General features: G+C 52.3%; 13 protein-coding genes. 6 read left to right on the top strand and 7 right to left on the bottom strand.

The window, feature by feature from the left end; genetic code table 11:
• The first annotated feature begins 37 nt into the window (after nt 1-37).
• The 4 genes from map (at nt 38) to K0J45_RS13565 (ending at nt 4,950) form a co-directional block, all read left to right on the top strand.
• Nucleotides 38-880, top strand: a complete 843-nt coding sequence (gene map / locus K0J45_RS13550) for a type I methionyl aminopeptidase (RefSeq protein ID WP_223294717.1) — start codon at nt 38-40, stop codon at nt 878-880.
• Between the two features lie 81 nt (nt 881-961).
• Nucleotides 962-3,535: a bifunctional uridylyltransferase/uridylyl-removing protein GlnD gene (gene glnD, locus K0J45_RS13555; protein WP_220042941.1), complete on the top strand. Its 2,574-nt coding sequence runs from the start codon at nt 962-964 to the stop codon at nt 3,533-3,535.
• 35 nt (nt 3,536-3,570) lie between these two features.
• Complete coding sequence (gene dapD / locus K0J45_RS13560) at nt 3,571-4,395, top strand: 2,3,4,5-tetrahydropyridine-2,6-dicarboxylate N-succinyltransferase (RefSeq protein WP_144200295.1); 825 nt, start codon at nt 3,571-3,573, stop codon at nt 4,393-4,395.
• A 210-nt stretch (nt 4,396-4,605) separates the two neighbouring features.
• Nucleotides 4,606-4,950, top strand: a complete 345-nt coding sequence (locus K0J45_RS13565) for a DUF3718 domain-containing protein (RefSeq protein ID WP_220042942.1) — start codon at nt 4,606-4,608, stop codon at nt 4,948-4,950.
• Nucleotides 4,951-5,042: 92 nt separating this feature from the next.
• Here K0J45_RS13565 and purU read toward each other — a convergent pair whose 3' ends face one another.
• The 5 genes from purU to K0J45_RS13590 all read right to left on the bottom strand — a co-directional run bounded on the left by purU (nt 5,043) and on the right by K0J45_RS13590 (nt 9,321).
• Nucleotides 5,043-5,876, bottom strand: a complete 834-nt coding sequence (gene purU, locus K0J45_RS13570; RefSeq protein ID WP_220042943.1) for a formyltetrahydrofolate deformylase — start codon at nt 5,874-5,876, stop codon at nt 5,043-5,045.
• Between the two features lie 33 nt (nt 5,877-5,909).
• Complete coding sequence (locus tag K0J45_RS13575; protein ID WP_220042944.1) at nt 5,910-7,382, bottom strand: PTS transporter subunit EIIC; 1,473 nt, start codon at nt 7,380-7,382, stop codon at nt 5,910-5,912.
• A complete protein-coding gene (locus K0J45_RS13580) occupies nt 7,334-7,798 on the bottom strand; it encodes a flavodoxin (RefSeq protein WP_011866439.1) in 465 nt (154 codons plus the stop codon). Before K0J45_RS13580 ends, K0J45_RS13575 begins: the two co-directional genes overlap by 49 nt.
• Before the next feature lie 373 nt (nt 7,799-8,171).
• Nucleotides 8,172-8,993 carry a tRNA pseudouridine(65) synthase TruC gene (gene truC / locus K0J45_RS13585; RefSeq protein ID WP_220045310.1) on the bottom strand — a complete coding sequence of 274 codons (822 nt, stop codon included), beginning with the start codon at nt 8,991-8,993 and terminating at the stop codon, nt 8,172-8,174.
• A 10-nt stretch (nt 8,994-9,003) separates the two neighbouring features.
• Entirely contained in the window at nt 9,004-9,321 is a 318-nt protein-coding gene (locus K0J45_RS13590) for a YqcC family protein (protein ID WP_220042945.1), read from the bottom strand.
• A 135-nt stretch (nt 9,322-9,456) separates the two neighbouring features.
• Between K0J45_RS13590 and K0J45_RS13595 the strand changes: the two genes are divergently transcribed.
• Together K0J45_RS13595 and K0J45_RS13600 are read left to right on the top strand one after the other, a co-directional pair.
• A complete protein-coding gene (locus tag K0J45_RS13595; RefSeq protein ID WP_220042946.1) occupies nt 9,457-10,470 on the top strand; it encodes a DUF3549 family protein in 1,014 nt (337 codons plus the stop codon).
• On the top strand, nt 10,467-10,856 hold the full coding sequence (locus tag K0J45_RS13600; RefSeq protein WP_011866443.1) for a DUF3301 domain-containing protein: 390 nt from the start codon (nt 10,467-10,469) through the stop codon (nt 10,854-10,856). The genes K0J45_RS13595 and K0J45_RS13600 overlap by 4 nt, the downstream gene beginning before the upstream one ends.
• Nucleotides 10,857-12,982: 2,126 nt before the next feature.
• On the opposite strand, the gene K0J45_RS13605 is transcribed toward K0J45_RS13600, so the two are convergent.
• Both K0J45_RS13605 and K0J45_RS13610 read right to left on the bottom strand, forming a co-directional pair.
• Nucleotides 12,983-13,282: an Mpo1-like protein gene (locus K0J45_RS13605; RefSeq protein ID WP_220042947.1), complete on the bottom strand. Its 300-nt coding sequence runs from the start codon at nt 13,280-13,282 to the stop codon at nt 12,983-12,985.
• A complete protein-coding gene (locus tag K0J45_RS13610) occupies nt 13,275-13,925 on the bottom strand; it encodes a GNAT family N-acetyltransferase (protein ID WP_011866445.1) in 651 nt (216 codons plus the stop codon). The genes K0J45_RS13605 and K0J45_RS13610 overlap by 8 nt, the downstream gene beginning before the upstream one ends.
• Nucleotides 13,926-14,043: the final 118 nt, after the last annotated feature.

Here is a 14,043-nt window from a genome sequence, read left to right on the forward strand (position 1 = left end):
TACCATAATATCGGCGCCAACACAAATTTTTAGCGCCTTGAGGCGCCCCAAATTCGACTACCGACACAACAGAGAAAGCTTAATGAGTATAGTGATAAAAACAGCCGAAGAGATCGAAAAAATGCGCGCGGCAGGCAAGCTGGCCGCCGAGGTGTTAGAGATGATTGCCCCCCATGTAAAGGCAGGGGTAACCACAAACGAACTCAATGATATCTGTGCGAAATATACCGAAGAGCAAGGCGCGATTTCGGCCCCGCTGGATTACCATGGCTTTCCTAAATCTATCTGTACTTCTATCAACGAAGTGATCTGCCACGGCATCCCAAGCGATCGCGCCCTGAAAGATGGCGACATCATCAATATCGACATCACAGTGATCAAAGATGGCTACCATGGCGACACCTCTAAGATGTTCCTCATCGGTGATGTCAGCGCCAAAGACAAGCGCCTGTGCCGCGTGGCTCAGGAGAGCCTGTATGAGGCGATCAAGAAGGTGCGCCCAGGCATGAAACTGGGCGAAATCGGCACCATCATCGAGAAATATATCAAGAGCAAGAAAACCGGCCTGGAAAAATACAGTATCGTCACCGACTACTGTGGCCACGGCATCGGCGCCGGCTTCCACGAGGAGCCACAGGTGATGCACTACAAGAACAATGACAAGACGGTACTGCGTCCTGGCATGTGTTTCACCATTGAGCCGATGATCAACGCCGGTCGTCACACCAGCGTACTGGACAAGGACGACAACTGGACGGTGACCACCTCTGACGGTAAAAACTCGGCTCAGTGGGAACACACTTTGCTGATCACCCCAACGGGTGTAGAGGTGCTGACCCTGCGCGAAGAAGAAAACTTCCCCCGCATCATCAACCACTAATCGCACACGCAGCTAAATTGTGGTTTACTCCCATAGCAGGCCATCCGGCCTGCTATGCTCGCTCTGAGGTTAAGGACTGCAATGAACACTGCGCTAACGGCTAAGAACGCCCTAAAACAACAAAATCAAGAACTCCTAGAACGTTTCAGCGCCGGCGAATCTGTGACCGCCCTGGTCAGCCAACGCTGCCGTTTCGTCGATGAACTCCTTATTGCCCAGTGGCAAGCCCATCAACTCGATACCACGCCCGTGGCGCTAATCGCCGTCGGCGGCTATGGCCGGGGGGAACTGCATCCCCAATCCGATGTGGATCTGCTGTTTCTTATCCAAGGGTCGCTCGAATCCAGCGACGAAGCCAAACTCAGTCAGTTTATCGCTTTCCTCTGGGATGCGGGTCTCGAGGTGGGTCACAGCGTCAGAACAATTGATGAGACCATAGCTCAGGGCAAGGCCGACATCACCATCGCCACCAACCTGCTGGAAGCCAGATTGCTCTGCGGCCCCCAGGCGATGTTTAATACTCTGTATGACAAGGTGCGCGAAGGTGACTTCTGGCCCGCCAGCGACTTCTTTGTCGCCAAGCGCGATGAACAGGTGGCGCGCCATGCCAAGGCCAGCGCCTTCGATCTCGAGCCCAATCTCAAATCCTGCCCGGGCGGCCTGAGAGACATTCAGACCATCACCTGGGTGGCGATGCGCTACTTCGATGCCAGCTGCGCCGAGGAGCTGGTCGCCCATGGCTTTCTGGAGCAGGATGAACTCGAGGAGCTGCTGGAGTGCCAGGGCTATCTATGGCAGCTGCGCTTTGCCCTGCACCTGATCTCGGGGCGCGACGAGAACCGCCTGCTGTTCGACCTGCAGCGTCAGGTGGCGGAGCTGCTCGGCTACAAGGATGAGACCCAACTTGCGGTCGAGCAGATGATGAAGCGCTACTATCGCACCGTGCGCCGGGTGATGGAACTCAACCAGATGCTGCTGCAACTCTTCAAGCGCGCCACCCTGGGTCACACCAAGGAGCTGGAAATTCAGCCCATAGACGAGGATTACCAGCGACGAGGCAGTTTTATCGAATCCCTGCAGGCGGATCTGTTCCATGACCCGGTAGAGATCATGCGCCTCTTCCTGCACACGGCGCGCAACTCTAACATCAAGGGGATCTACGCCCCTACCCTGCGCAGCCTAAGGCGCGCCCGTCGCGCCCAGCAGACGCCGCTGATGGACAATGAGGATTGCCGCAGGGTGTTTTTGGAGATCTTGCGACACCCAAGGGGCATAGCCTCTCTCTCCCTGATGCACCGCCACGGAATACTGTCGGCCTACCTACCCGCCTGGCGCAACATCGAGGGGCAGATGCAGTTCGACCTCTTTCACGCCTACACGGTCGACGAACATACCCACAGACTGCTGCTCAACATCGACAGGTTCTCACAGACGGAGCAGAAGGATGAGTTCCCCTTAGGCTCCATACTGATCAATCAGCTGCCGAAGAAGGGGCTGCTGGTGCTTGCGGCCATCTTCCACGATATCGGCAAGGGACGCGGCGGCGATCACAGTAAACTCGGCGCCGTGGATGCCCAAGAGTTTTGCGATCTGCACGGCCTCAATAAGCATGATGGTCGCCTGGTGAGCTGGTTGGTGGAAAACCACCTGGTGATGTCGGTCACCGCCCAGCGCCGGGATATTTCGGATCCCGATGTGGTGGCCGAGTTTGCCGACAGGGTGCGCGACGCCGTGCACCTGAGTTACCTCTACTGCCTCACGGTCGCCGATATCTGCGCCACCAACGAGAAAACCTGGAACAACTGGAAGGGCTCTCTGCTACGGGATCTCTACTTCTCCACCCAGAGGGTGCTTGCCCGGGGCAAGGAGAAGCCGGTGGATATTCGCGCCCGCGTGCGCGAGCATCAGGGCAAGGCGAAGAAGGAGCTGCTACGCCGCGGGATCAAGGAGAAGAGCCTAGATACCCTGTGGCAACGGTTTAAGGCCGACTACTTCCTGCGTCATCAGCCCAATCAGGTGGCCTGGCACGCCGAGGCGATACTCAAACACAAGCAAGATGAGGCCCTGGTGCTGATCTCCAAGCACACCACCCGCGGTGGTACCGAGCTGTTTGTCTACAGTCAGGATAAGCCTAAGCTGTTTGCCACAGTGATGGCGGTGCTGGATAACAAGAACATCAATGTCCATGACGCCAGCATCATGACCTCAAAAGATGGCTACGCACTGGATTCTTTCGTCATTTTAGAGCAAGATGGCAGCCCGGTGTCGCAGATCTCCCGCATCCAGGGGATCAAGAAGGCACTGGTGAAAGCCTTAAGCAATGACACGGCGAAATTGCCGAAATTTAAGAAGCTGCCGCGTAAGATGAAACCTTTCAGGGTACCGACCCAGGTAAGCTTCCTGCCGGCGCGCAAACAAGGCACCAGTATGATGGAGCTGATCGCCCTGGACAGCCCAGGATTATTGGCCAAGGTGGGTGATATCTTCTATCGTTGTGAGATCACCCTGTTGGCGGCGAAGATCACCACCATAGGCGAGCGCGCCGAAGATTTCTTTATGTTGCAGACACAAGATGGGCAGCAACTGAACGAGACACAACAAGAGGCGCTCAGTGAAGCACTGGTCAAGGCGCTCGATACGCAAAACCAAGTTTAATCAACAGACAAATTTATGATAATTGGGAGACGTTAATGGAGGCTTTACGCCAACGTATAGAAGCAGCTTTTGAAGCTCGCGCAGAAATCACCCCTACCACGGTCGAGCCGAGTGTTCGCGCCGACGTTGAGAAAGCCATCGCCATGCTAGACACAGGTGAAGCGCGCGTCGCCGAGAAGATCGACGGCCAATGGCATGTACATCAGTGGCTAAAGAAAGCCGTATTACTCTCTTTCCGCATCTTCGACAACCAGGTGATCGACGGCGCGGAAACCAAATTCTTCGACAAAGTACCGATGAAATTTGCCGACTATGACGAGGCACGTTTCAAGCAGGAAGCGATCCGCGTGGTACCACCTGCCGCGGTGCGTAAAGGCTCTTTTATCGGCAAGAACACCGTACTCATGCCGTCTTACGTTAACCTCGGCGCCTATGTTGATGAAGGCACCATGGTTGATACCTGGGCGACCGTAGGTTCTTGCGCCCAGATTGGTAAGAACGTGCACCTCTCTGGCGGTGTCGGCATCGGCGGCGTGTTGGAGCCGCTACAGGCAGGCCCTACCATCATCGAAGACAACTGTTTCATCGGAGCGCGCTCAGAGATCGTCGAAGGCGTAGTGGTCGAAGAAGGCAGTGTTATCTCTATGGGGGTATACATAGGCCAGAGCACCCGCATCTATGACCGTGAAACCGGCGAGATCCACTATGGCCGCGTGCCAGCGGGTTCAGTTGTCGTATCAGGCACCCTGCCCTCTCAGTGTGGCAAATATAACTTATATGCCGCCATCATAGTGAAGAAGGTCGATGCCAAGACCCGCGGCAAGGTAGGTATTAACGAGTTGCTACGCATCGTCGATTAATCCCTGTCGCCCCCCAATCTTAAAAAGCCAGGTATTTACCTGGCTTTTTTACCTCTAAAGGGATATCCAGACATATTCTGTTACTCCCAGACATAGCCTGATCCACTCCTCACATACCGATACATTTAGCGACAAATAGCTAACAGCTTTTCACTAAATAAAGGGCTTTACTCATAGTCGATCCCAACAGAAATATGCTAGGAGCACAAAATGAGAAAGTTACTAACGATTGCCGCCATCGCATTAGCCCCACTGGCTTTTTCTTCACAAGCCGCCATGTCGCCTCATATGGAAAAAACCTTAGTGGCCGTATGTAAAGCCGGCGCAAGCAACAACTTAGTTCAGTTTAACGGTACAATGAAAGAGTATCGCATCAACAAGCAGCGCGTCTTCCCACGCCTTGTGTGCAATGATCAGAGCTTCCATCAGTTCGCCCTGAGCAACGGCGCCAATCGCACCGCCGCTAAGATTGAACGCTACACCTTAGGTACAGTGACCATTAAAGATATCGCCATGAACTATGGTGATGAAGATATTTTGGCCGTAAACTACTAAGTCAATGAAATCACCACGCAGAACCGCGTAAAAAAAGAGCCTATTTGGCTCTTTTTTATTAACTATATTATAGGTTTGCTCGCTACTACAGGCTAGAAGACCACTGTCTTGTTACCGTAGACGATCACCTCTTCCTGCAACACCAATTGCAACGCCTTACTCAGCACACTCTTCTCCACATCCCGGCCACACCTGGCCAGTTCCTCGGCGCTGTAACTGTGATCCACAGGGATCACATCTTGCTTGATAATCGGCCCTTCATCCAGGCAGTTATTTACAAAGTGGGCTGTGGCACCAATGATCTTCACCCCACGCTCCCACGCCTGACGATAGGGCGAGGCGCCGATGAAGGCTGGCAAAAATGAGTGATGAATATTGATGATGCGGTTGGGATATTGCTCGACAAACTCTGGGGTCAACACCCGCATAAACTTCGCCAGCACCAGGTAGTCTGGGTCATGTTGCGCAACTACAGCTAACATCTCCTGCTCATGCTCATGGCGCGTCTTACCCTCGTGAGAGACACAATAGAAAGGCACCTCAAACTTATCGGCCAGCGGCTTGAGCGTGTCGTAATTACCGACGATAGCGGCGATCTCCACATCCAGGCCACCATAATAGGCCTTCATCAGGATATCCCCGAGGCAATGAGCTTCCTTGGTCACCATCACCACCACGCGCTTCTTACCCTTAACTACCAGCTTACGATGACGTTGCTCAGGCAGTACCTCATCGATATCGGCCAGGAACTTTGCCTCGTCGAATACCCCCTCCAATTCGGTGCGCATGAAGAATCGCCCCTGAGCATTGTCGACAAATTCACTGTTCTTAACGATATTGAGCCCGTGGGCATAACAGACACCCGTGATCTTAGTGATCAGTCCTGGTGCGTCGGCACAATCTGTGATTAAAACTCTCTGTTGCATCTTCTCTACCTCTAAATGTCTAACCTTTCATTTTCACGATTTGTGCCTATCTAGATAGCGCTGCAATAAGCGCCTGATACTCTCCGCTTTCGTGCCATAAACCAACTGAACCCCGTTGCCGACCAATACCACGCCCTTGGCGCCCAGCTTGTTGAGCTGGGCCTTATCCACCAGCTCGGCATGTTTCACACTGATACGCAGTCGTGTCAGGCAGGCGGTTAACTCGTTGATATTATCCTGTCCGCCCAAGGCGGTGATCATGGAGATCAGCCCGGCCCGCTGGCCGCTGCCTGCCTCCATGCGCCCAGGAGTCTTGAGGTTAAATGCCAAGATGGCGCCGCGAAACACCAGATAATAGATAACCGCCGTGATAGGACCGAGGATCAAAAACCATTCTACATTTCTGGACTGTCCCAGCAATAGACTGAAATCGACTAAGCCATGGGAAAATACCACGCTATGGTGGATATCCAGCGAAATCGTCACCGCATAGGCGATCCCCGTCATCAGGGCATGCAGAATAAACAGCAACGGGGCGACAAACATGAAGGCAAATTCGATAGGCTCGGTGACCCCGGTCAGCCAACAGGCGGTGGCCGCCGACAGCATGATCCCAGCGACCCTGTTACGCTCATGTTTATCGGCGCAGCGCCAGATGGCCAGCGCGGCCGCGGGCAGGCCCCACATCTTAATCAGGTAACCACCGGCCAGATTTCCAGCCTGTGGGTCACCGGCCAGATAGCGGGCGACCTCGCCTCTGACCCATTCATCGCCATTGAAATACTGACCCATCTCCAAATAAAAGGGGGCATTCCAGATATGGTGTAGCCCAAGTGGGATCAGCAAGCGCTCCACCATGCCATATACGGCAAAGGCCGAGGCGGGCTCCTGATAGACGGCCCAGTTTGAGATCTGCTCGATCCATTTAGATAGCAAGGGCCACAGCAGCAGAAACAGATAGGCCAGCAAGATGGCCATCGGCAACATCAAGAGCGGCGCCGAGCGGCGTCCCTCGAAGAAGGAAAATACCGCCGGCAGACGTATACGCTCGCTGTGCTTAACGGCCAGACAGGTAAAGGCGCCTACCATCATGCCACCGGCAATGCCTGTGTCTATGGTGGCCTGCCCCAAGATCATCTCGGTCGGCAAATGATAGATCTTCGCCAGTGCCGACAGGCTAGAGAAGAAGACGCCATAGCCAAAGACCGCACTGAAGGCGGCTATCCCCTGATCTCGGCAGAAACCTATGGCAATAGTGACCGCAAACAACATGGGCATCATGGAGAACACCAGGTTGCCCACGGTCCACATGAGTGTGGCGAGATCCGCCGAAATAAAAGGAATGGGGTTGGTCGCCAGGCCAATCATCACCCCCGCCGCGGGCAAGATGGCGATAGGCAGCAGCAGGGCCTGGCTCAGCCGCTGAGCAAACTTAAACCATTGACGACTGATCCGGCTTAGTCGGCCGCGTGGTCGTTGATGAGTTGGGTCCATTGGGTTAACCATGCTTTTGCTTCTACTTCCGGCTCCATCGTCTCACAGGCATCAATCTTAAGCAGTTCACCTATGCGCGTGCCACCTAGCTCAGTTAACAATTCATCGAAACGTATACCGGCAAAACAGAAGGTCTCATAACTCGAGTCCCCCAGCGCCACGACGCCATATTCGAGCTTTGGCAGATAAGGTGCCTCGCCTCTTAGGGTCTCAAACCAGGGACTAATATCATCGGGCAAATCGCCCTGCCCCGTGGTAGAGGTAACCACCAGCAGCAACTCATCTTCGGGCGGTACAAAGCCATTTAGGGTCTCAGGCGTCATCAGAGTGACCTGGATATCTTTGGCCAATAGCTCTTCTTGCAGGGTCTCGGCAACAAACTGTGCATTGCCATAGACAGTTCCATATACCAGATTCACTTTTCTCATGTTTTACTTAGCCCTTAGCGCATTAATTACTTATACTCTAAACATACTTTATTGAAAGCTTGATAGCTACACTAGGTTATTGAGTTTCAAGGATCAATTCGATGCGACACTCGAGCCGACAGAAACATCTAAAGCATGTTCACCGCAGCGCGCACATCAGGCGCATGTGTTATTTCAGAACCGTTCAGTCCCTCTCGCTCAACCCGCATCCCCCATCAGAAATTGACCTCCCTGAAGATAGGCTATCGCACCTCACAGCCATCAAATCGGCCTGCGCGCTGGTCAAGTAACCCTTAGACCCGAACTTAAAGTATCGAGTCACGGGCCTTTGGGTTGGGTGGCATAAACTTCTCTAGGCGCTCACCTTTAGCCGTTAAGCCTCACAGATAAGTAGTGCTTCTTCACCGCTCAGCTGCTGCTCATCCCAGCCGAGCAGTTCAAACAGCGATAACCATTCGGCCTCTAGCTCTGTCTCCACCGCTATTCGCTCGCCGCTTCGTGGATGATTGAACTCAAGTTTCTTGGCGATCAGCCACAAACGATTGATGCCAGCGTGCTCGCGCATGAAACGGTTCTGCTTGCCGTCACCATGGGTGGTATCACCAATGATGGGATGGCGCAGATGAGCCATATGCCGACGCAGCTGATGCTTGCGCCCCGTATGCGGGGTCAGCTGAACCAGGGCATAACGACTGCTGGCATAGCGGCCAGAAGGATAAGGGATCTCACAGTTGAGCAAGGGGTGATAGCTGGTCTGCGCCTCCTGCGCCGCCTTGTTAGGGTCGACATTCTTGTCACCCAGCTCGTCGAGCTCCTGCTTCAAAGGGTAGTCCAGCAGCCCAGGCTCGTGCATGTTCCCCCTGACCAGAGCAACATAATGCTTTTGCACCGACTTGCTGGCGAACTGTTCACACAACTGGTTCGCCATCTCACTGCTCTTGGCAAACAGCAGTACACCCGAGGTCGGCCTGTCGAGACGATGGACGGGATACACATGGCAGCCCACCAGATCCCGCGTCATCTGCATGGCGAAATATTTTTCCCGCCGCGCAAGGTAGCTGCGATGCACCAGCAGACCGGCGGGTTTGTGGATGGCGACAAGATCGTCATCTTCATAGAGGATCTCGATTGACGGTGCCGCTTCGACGGCAGGTCTGTCATCGTCGCCAGCTAGCTGCTCGTTAAGATTTTCCATGGTTTCAGGGTTATTTAGATCCACTCAAATGCTCATCTAATTGATTAATAATGGTGATTAATACTCCCATCTCGGCCCTGCCCTGCCACACATGCTCGGCCATGGGAGCCAAGGCAATCTGACTGGGCAGCGCGCCATTAACGGCGATGATCTCGCCCATCTTGGGCAGAAAGATAAACTGCAGCCACTGCTCAAATGTCATCGACTCGCAGGCAAAGGGGGTCGGGTCGGCCATCGCCTCGGCAGAAGGCGGCTGGTCTTGCCACAATAGCAGTCGTTTCAATTCGGCTTCGATAAGCCCCAGCTGTTTTTCGGTATAGAGAGACACACTTTCCTCAATGATATCTTTCGCCGTGGCGCCTAGGCCTGCGAGCTAATTCGGCCGAAATTGTACCATCTCACCTGACTTCTCCCTATAATAAGCGCCATTTAATCTGTTCCCTGTAAGTAAAACGGCATTCAAATGACTGAAATTACGACCCTGACTCAATTTCTCACCACGGCTAATACCCAGTTCCAGGTCTATGATCTCGGCCGCCGGGTACAGCATATCGACATGATGGCCTTCTCCCAAATTGAGGCACTCCAGGCCCCTTATCCTTCGCCTATCCAAGGTCATGCCCAATTTGCCATCGTCTTCTGGGACGACTCCAACCAACACTTCATCTGGTTCTTAAAGCTCCCCCTGGATGAACGTGGCCTACTCTCACCTGCCCCGAGAACCCAGTTTATTCGTATGGTGATAGAGGCGCTGGGCAGCGATCCGACCCAGGCACTCTCACAAGATCAGCAAGACAAGCTCGCCAACCATCCCTTCGCCTTCAAACCGAGTGCGGAGAAACTGGCGCTGTTCAACGCCTTGGTGCGTAAACAGCTGGGCCTACCTGCCTCGGCGCAATATGAATTTGCCTATCAATACCTATCGGGGCAGGTTTCGCCTGAGCGTTGGCATGATGTGGGGTTACAGGGATTAGCGGATATCTGTGTGCGCGCCGCGGCGCTCGACCACAATGAGCAGCTGCTTAACGCCCTTGAGCACAGCGCGGATGAAGTCAAGATAGCCCTGTGCCAACAGCTAGAGCACATCACACTCGATGCGCCATTAGCCGAGCGGCTGTTAAGCGCGTTTTATCAGGGCAGTCCCGAACAGAAACTCTATTATCTGCGCGCCCTGGCCTCGGCGCCAGCCCTTGCACAGCAAGCGATACAATATCTGGATGAGCAAGATGCGCTGGATGACAACGCCTTGATCACCATAGCTGGCCGAAACTGGACCGCATTAAAAGACGATCAGACTCGCAAGATCTATCTCGAGGCCTTAGCAAAACAACCCCAGGGCTTTTTTAACCAGATCTTTGCTGATATTGTGGCAATTCCAGCGATACGAACTCAACTCTTGATGGCATTAAGAGACAGCGAGCGCAGCCAGGCTCTCGCCAATGCCATAGGTGGACTCTTTAGGGTGACCAAAGCATGATGACAGACTTTTTAATGATCGCCGCGCTGGTGATCATTGCCGCCTTCTTTTGGCAATTACGCCAGATGGCCGAACTGAGCCGAGTATTTGCCAGCAGTGAATGCAAGAAGCAGCGAGTGCAACTCCTGGCTATCGCCATGGAATCGGCCCGCCCCAGTGTGGGCGGAAGCAGCGGACTGACCTGGAAAGCCAAGTTCTTGATGGAGTTCAGCACCGACGGTATCAATCAGTATCGCGCCCATATCTGGATGCATGGTAAGAAGATAGAGAAGATTCAGTGGCCAATCTTTCCCGAACCCGAATGGTTGCAAGCCCCTGAGGCACGAGGTTCGGTCGGCGGCAGCTGTGGCAGTCGCGGCGGGTGCAACTCTGGCGGCTGCAAGTAAGACATCAAGCTCGCATCGACGGCTGCCTCGCATTCCAATGCTTACTCAAATTAACAGTCAGTCTGCAGCCATGCATAATACCAATCGTAGTAAATAACTGATCATGCTAGCTTGTTAAAACGTCCGATAACGGTGTTATCATTTTTGATTGTAGAATAACTACTTATCAAAAAATTCTGCCTTGTTCTTGAACGTTTTTCCCACGCTATTTCTGATCACTTACTTACCGTGATTGGTATAAATCCAGGCGCCGGCTATTACCAACAGAGCTCCTGCTCTAAAACCCAGATAAAGAAAAAGCGCGGCTCAATTAAGAGTCGCGCCTTCTATCTTTTTCGCTAAGCAATCCAGCTATTTTAGTGCTCCCTGCTCCATCCTTGCGAATTTATGCTCCTTGCATCTTCCTTGGTCCATCTATTCCTTGTACCTTTTAGCACTTCCATACTAAGGTACCGTCCCTGAGCTTGGTCATCCATTTACCAAGTTTGCTTAATCCCTAAGCATGTCCAGTCTCTTCCTTGGGATTCCTTTCCTACACTCCTGTCATCTGCCATCCTAGGCAGATATCCATCATCCGTGAGTGTTTGGCCTTCCCTAGTTGTCGACTCTTCCGTGAGTTGCCATCCTTGTACCATCCTTGCCATCATCATCCTGATGATGTGTAGGTCATCCTGACCCTTCCCTGCGCATTCATCCTTGAACACTGTTAATTCTAGCGTCCCTGTCACCCAATAGTAGGGATGGAAAAAATTCTGCTTAAGGAGTCATATTATTGCCATCTCACCATTTAACGATAAGCGCATGAATTTAATAAAAAATAAATACCGTTACAGATATAGATAGCATGTTATCAGCTTTATCTCGCACATCAATGTAAGAGATGTCTCACACGGCGGCGGGCACTTTCTGTGAGCTAAGGCCAACTCCAGCAAAACCTTTCACTCAATGCCCCCAGAACTCTGGATTCCCTAGCTAAAAAGAGGGGCTAAAAAAATAGAGCAGAAAAAGAAAAGGCGCACTTTAAAGTGCGCCTTTCTATACTCTTGTGTTAGCCATCCTGCTATCGCCGTGCTCCCTGCATCATCCTGATCACATCGGCGTCCTGCCGTCTCCAATTCCTTAGACATCCTGTCTTATTCTTCCCTGGGTGGTCGACTCATTCAACCACGCTCCCACATCCTATGGGCTCCAACGCATCCTGCCATTATCCTTCTATGCTTACTCTTACCTGTTCCCTGGTAAGCAATTCCTTGATAAACAGTCCTTGGTTACACTCACAATCCCTTGAGTGGCAATCCTTTTAGAAATAGTCCTTTTACCGATAGTCCATTTAGCTGAAGTCCATTTCGCGATAATCCCTATCGCCTATCATCCTAAAGCATCCTGCTCTCATCCCTGACGCTAAGATTCTCGCTTCCTCGACAATCTTGCTATCCTTGGCTTGGCTTTCCTTCGCCTTAGCTAAACCTTAGCTTTCCTTCGCCGTCCGTATTGCTTAAGTAAGCTCCTTAACTTGGGTTCAGTATACTTAACGCTGCGCCAGAATGTACGCCATCAGAAACAATTGCAAACTGTTTAAGTTTCAACCGCAGGCAAATATACAGTTAACTTATTGAACATTAATGATATTCAAATATCCGCAGGCGAAAACAGGGTTGATTCCAGGAGAAAGACTCACATGTTTGTAAGCGATCTCTCACAAACTACCTAGCAAATTGTGAGTCGCCTCATCCTTAGCTAAGTTTATTCACCGCTGCGCGAGTACAATCCTATTCACCGGCTCATTCAATGTTTGTGGGTCAAAGGCTCAATAAGCCACTTCCTAGCCGACGCTAAAAAGCTAATGTTTAACGAGTCTGTTATTAGCTCGGCGAGCTCCATTAGATGAGGACTTGTTAGCTGAGAGACTATTAGGTGAAGACTTAGTTAGAGGAAAATTTATTAGCTGAGGACTAATTTAGCAAAGAACTAATCAGACGATTATCGACTAGGCCCACAATAACCTACCAGTAGCGACTTTGCTATTAATGACCTTACCTTTAATGACAAGACGCCGAATATTCAGCCTTAATGCCCAGTCCCATAATGTCCAGGCGCTCAATGTCCAAATTATTCGCGACTGGCCTTTATCGACGGCCGGTTAGCCACTGAGCCAACATCACCCAGTCGGCAAAGAAGCTGTATAAGGGGTACTCGAAGGTTGCGGGCCGGTTTCGCTCAAACACGAAATGCCCTATCCAGGCTGCACCATAACCCAGAACAGGCAGCAGCCAGAGTAGCCAATACTTGGCTAGCACAATGGCCACCACCAGGAGCGCGATCACCGACAGACTACCCCCATAGTGCAGGGCGCGGCATCTGGGATCCCTATGTTGCGACAGGTAGAAGGGATAGAAGTCTTTGAAGCTGGTGTAGCGCTTACTCAATCTCAGGGCTCCGGTAGAAAAGCAGCTCGCCCGGCACCCCGCCTATGACGAGGCGTTCGATGGGCGCAAAATCCATGGAGGAAAACAGATGAGCATGATCATCCTGGGTCACATAAACCCCCACCCCTTCGAGCTCTGGTTGCTCGTCACACCAGCTCATCACAGCCTGGATCAAACGTCTACCTAACCCCTTATGCTGCTCGATCGGTGTGACGGCAATAAACTGCAATATGCCGCATTGAGTGCTGGGTAGATGCTCTAGAATCGAAGATTCTTTCTTCATCAGTGCCTGGGTCGACTGCCAGCCGGCGCTCAGCAACATCTTCAGGCGCCAATGCCAGTATCTGGCCTCCCCCAATGGCACCTGCTGGGTCACGATACAAGCCAAGCCAATCAGGCGCTCCTCCTCAAACAGGCCGATCAATGCCTGCTCCTCTTGCCACAGGGTGTGCAACTCCTCGCGAATGGCACCGCGTAGCTTCTGCTCATATTGCGCCTTGTCTCCCTTATGCAGGGCAGCAATAAAGAAGGGGTCGTCATGGTAGGCGTTATAGAGAATCGAGGCGGCGACGCGTAGGTCTTCGGCGGTTAAATAGACAGCTTTATAGGTTTCGTTAACAGGTGGGGTAGCTGTTGTCATCATTGCTGTTATTCCTTGATCCAGATCAACATGGTCCAATGTAACAAGCTTGTAAAAAAGTGCAAACTTTAATCGATTCGAAACTTTATCAATTTATCGCATACTAAATAGAAGCACCTCA

It is taken from the genome of Shewanella alkalitolerans (assembly GCF_019457575.1).
GTDB lineage: Bacteria > Pseudomonadota > Gammaproteobacteria > Enterobacterales > Shewanellaceae > Shewanella > Shewanella loihica.

What these genes read in the sequence shown, in the direction of transcription:
- glnD (WP_220042941.1), top strand. Translation starts at nt 962, where the DNA reads ATGAACACTGCGCTAACGGCTAAGAACGCCCTAAAACAACAAAATCAA.
- dapD (WP_144200295.1), top strand. Translation starts at nt 3,571, where the DNA reads ATGGAGGCTTTACGCCAACGTATAGAAGCAGCTTTTGAAGCTCGCGCA.
- K0J45_RS13565 (WP_220042942.1), top strand. Translation starts at nt 4,606, where the DNA reads ATGAGAAAGTTACTAACGATTGCCGCCATCGCATTAGCCCCACTGGCT.
- purU (WP_220042943.1), bottom strand. Translation starts at nt 5,876, where the DNA reads ATGCAACAGAGAGTTTTAATCACAGATTGTGCCGACGCACCAGGACTG.
- K0J45_RS13575 (WP_220042944.1), bottom strand. Translation starts at nt 7,382, where the DNA reads ATGGTTAACCCAATGGACCCAACTCATCAACGACCACGCGGCCGACTA.
- K0J45_RS13580 (WP_011866439.1), bottom strand. Translation starts at nt 7,798, where the DNA reads ATGAGAAAAGTGAATCTGGTATATGGAACTGTCTATGGCAATGCACAG.
- truC (WP_220045310.1), bottom strand. Translation starts at nt 8,993, where the DNA reads ATGGAAAATCTTAACGAGCAGCTAGCTGGCGACGATGACAGACCTGCC.
- K0J45_RS13595 (WP_220042946.1), top strand. Translation starts at nt 9,457, where the DNA reads ATGACTGAAATTACGACCCTGACTCAATTTCTCACCACGGCTAATACC.
- K0J45_RS13600 (WP_011866443.1), top strand. Translation starts at nt 10,467, where the DNA reads ATGATGACAGACTTTTTAATGATCGCCGCGCTGGTGATCATTGCCGCC.
- K0J45_RS13610 (WP_011866445.1), bottom strand. Translation starts at nt 13,925, where the DNA reads ATGATGACAACAGCTACCCCACCTGTTAACGAAACCTATAAAGCTGTC.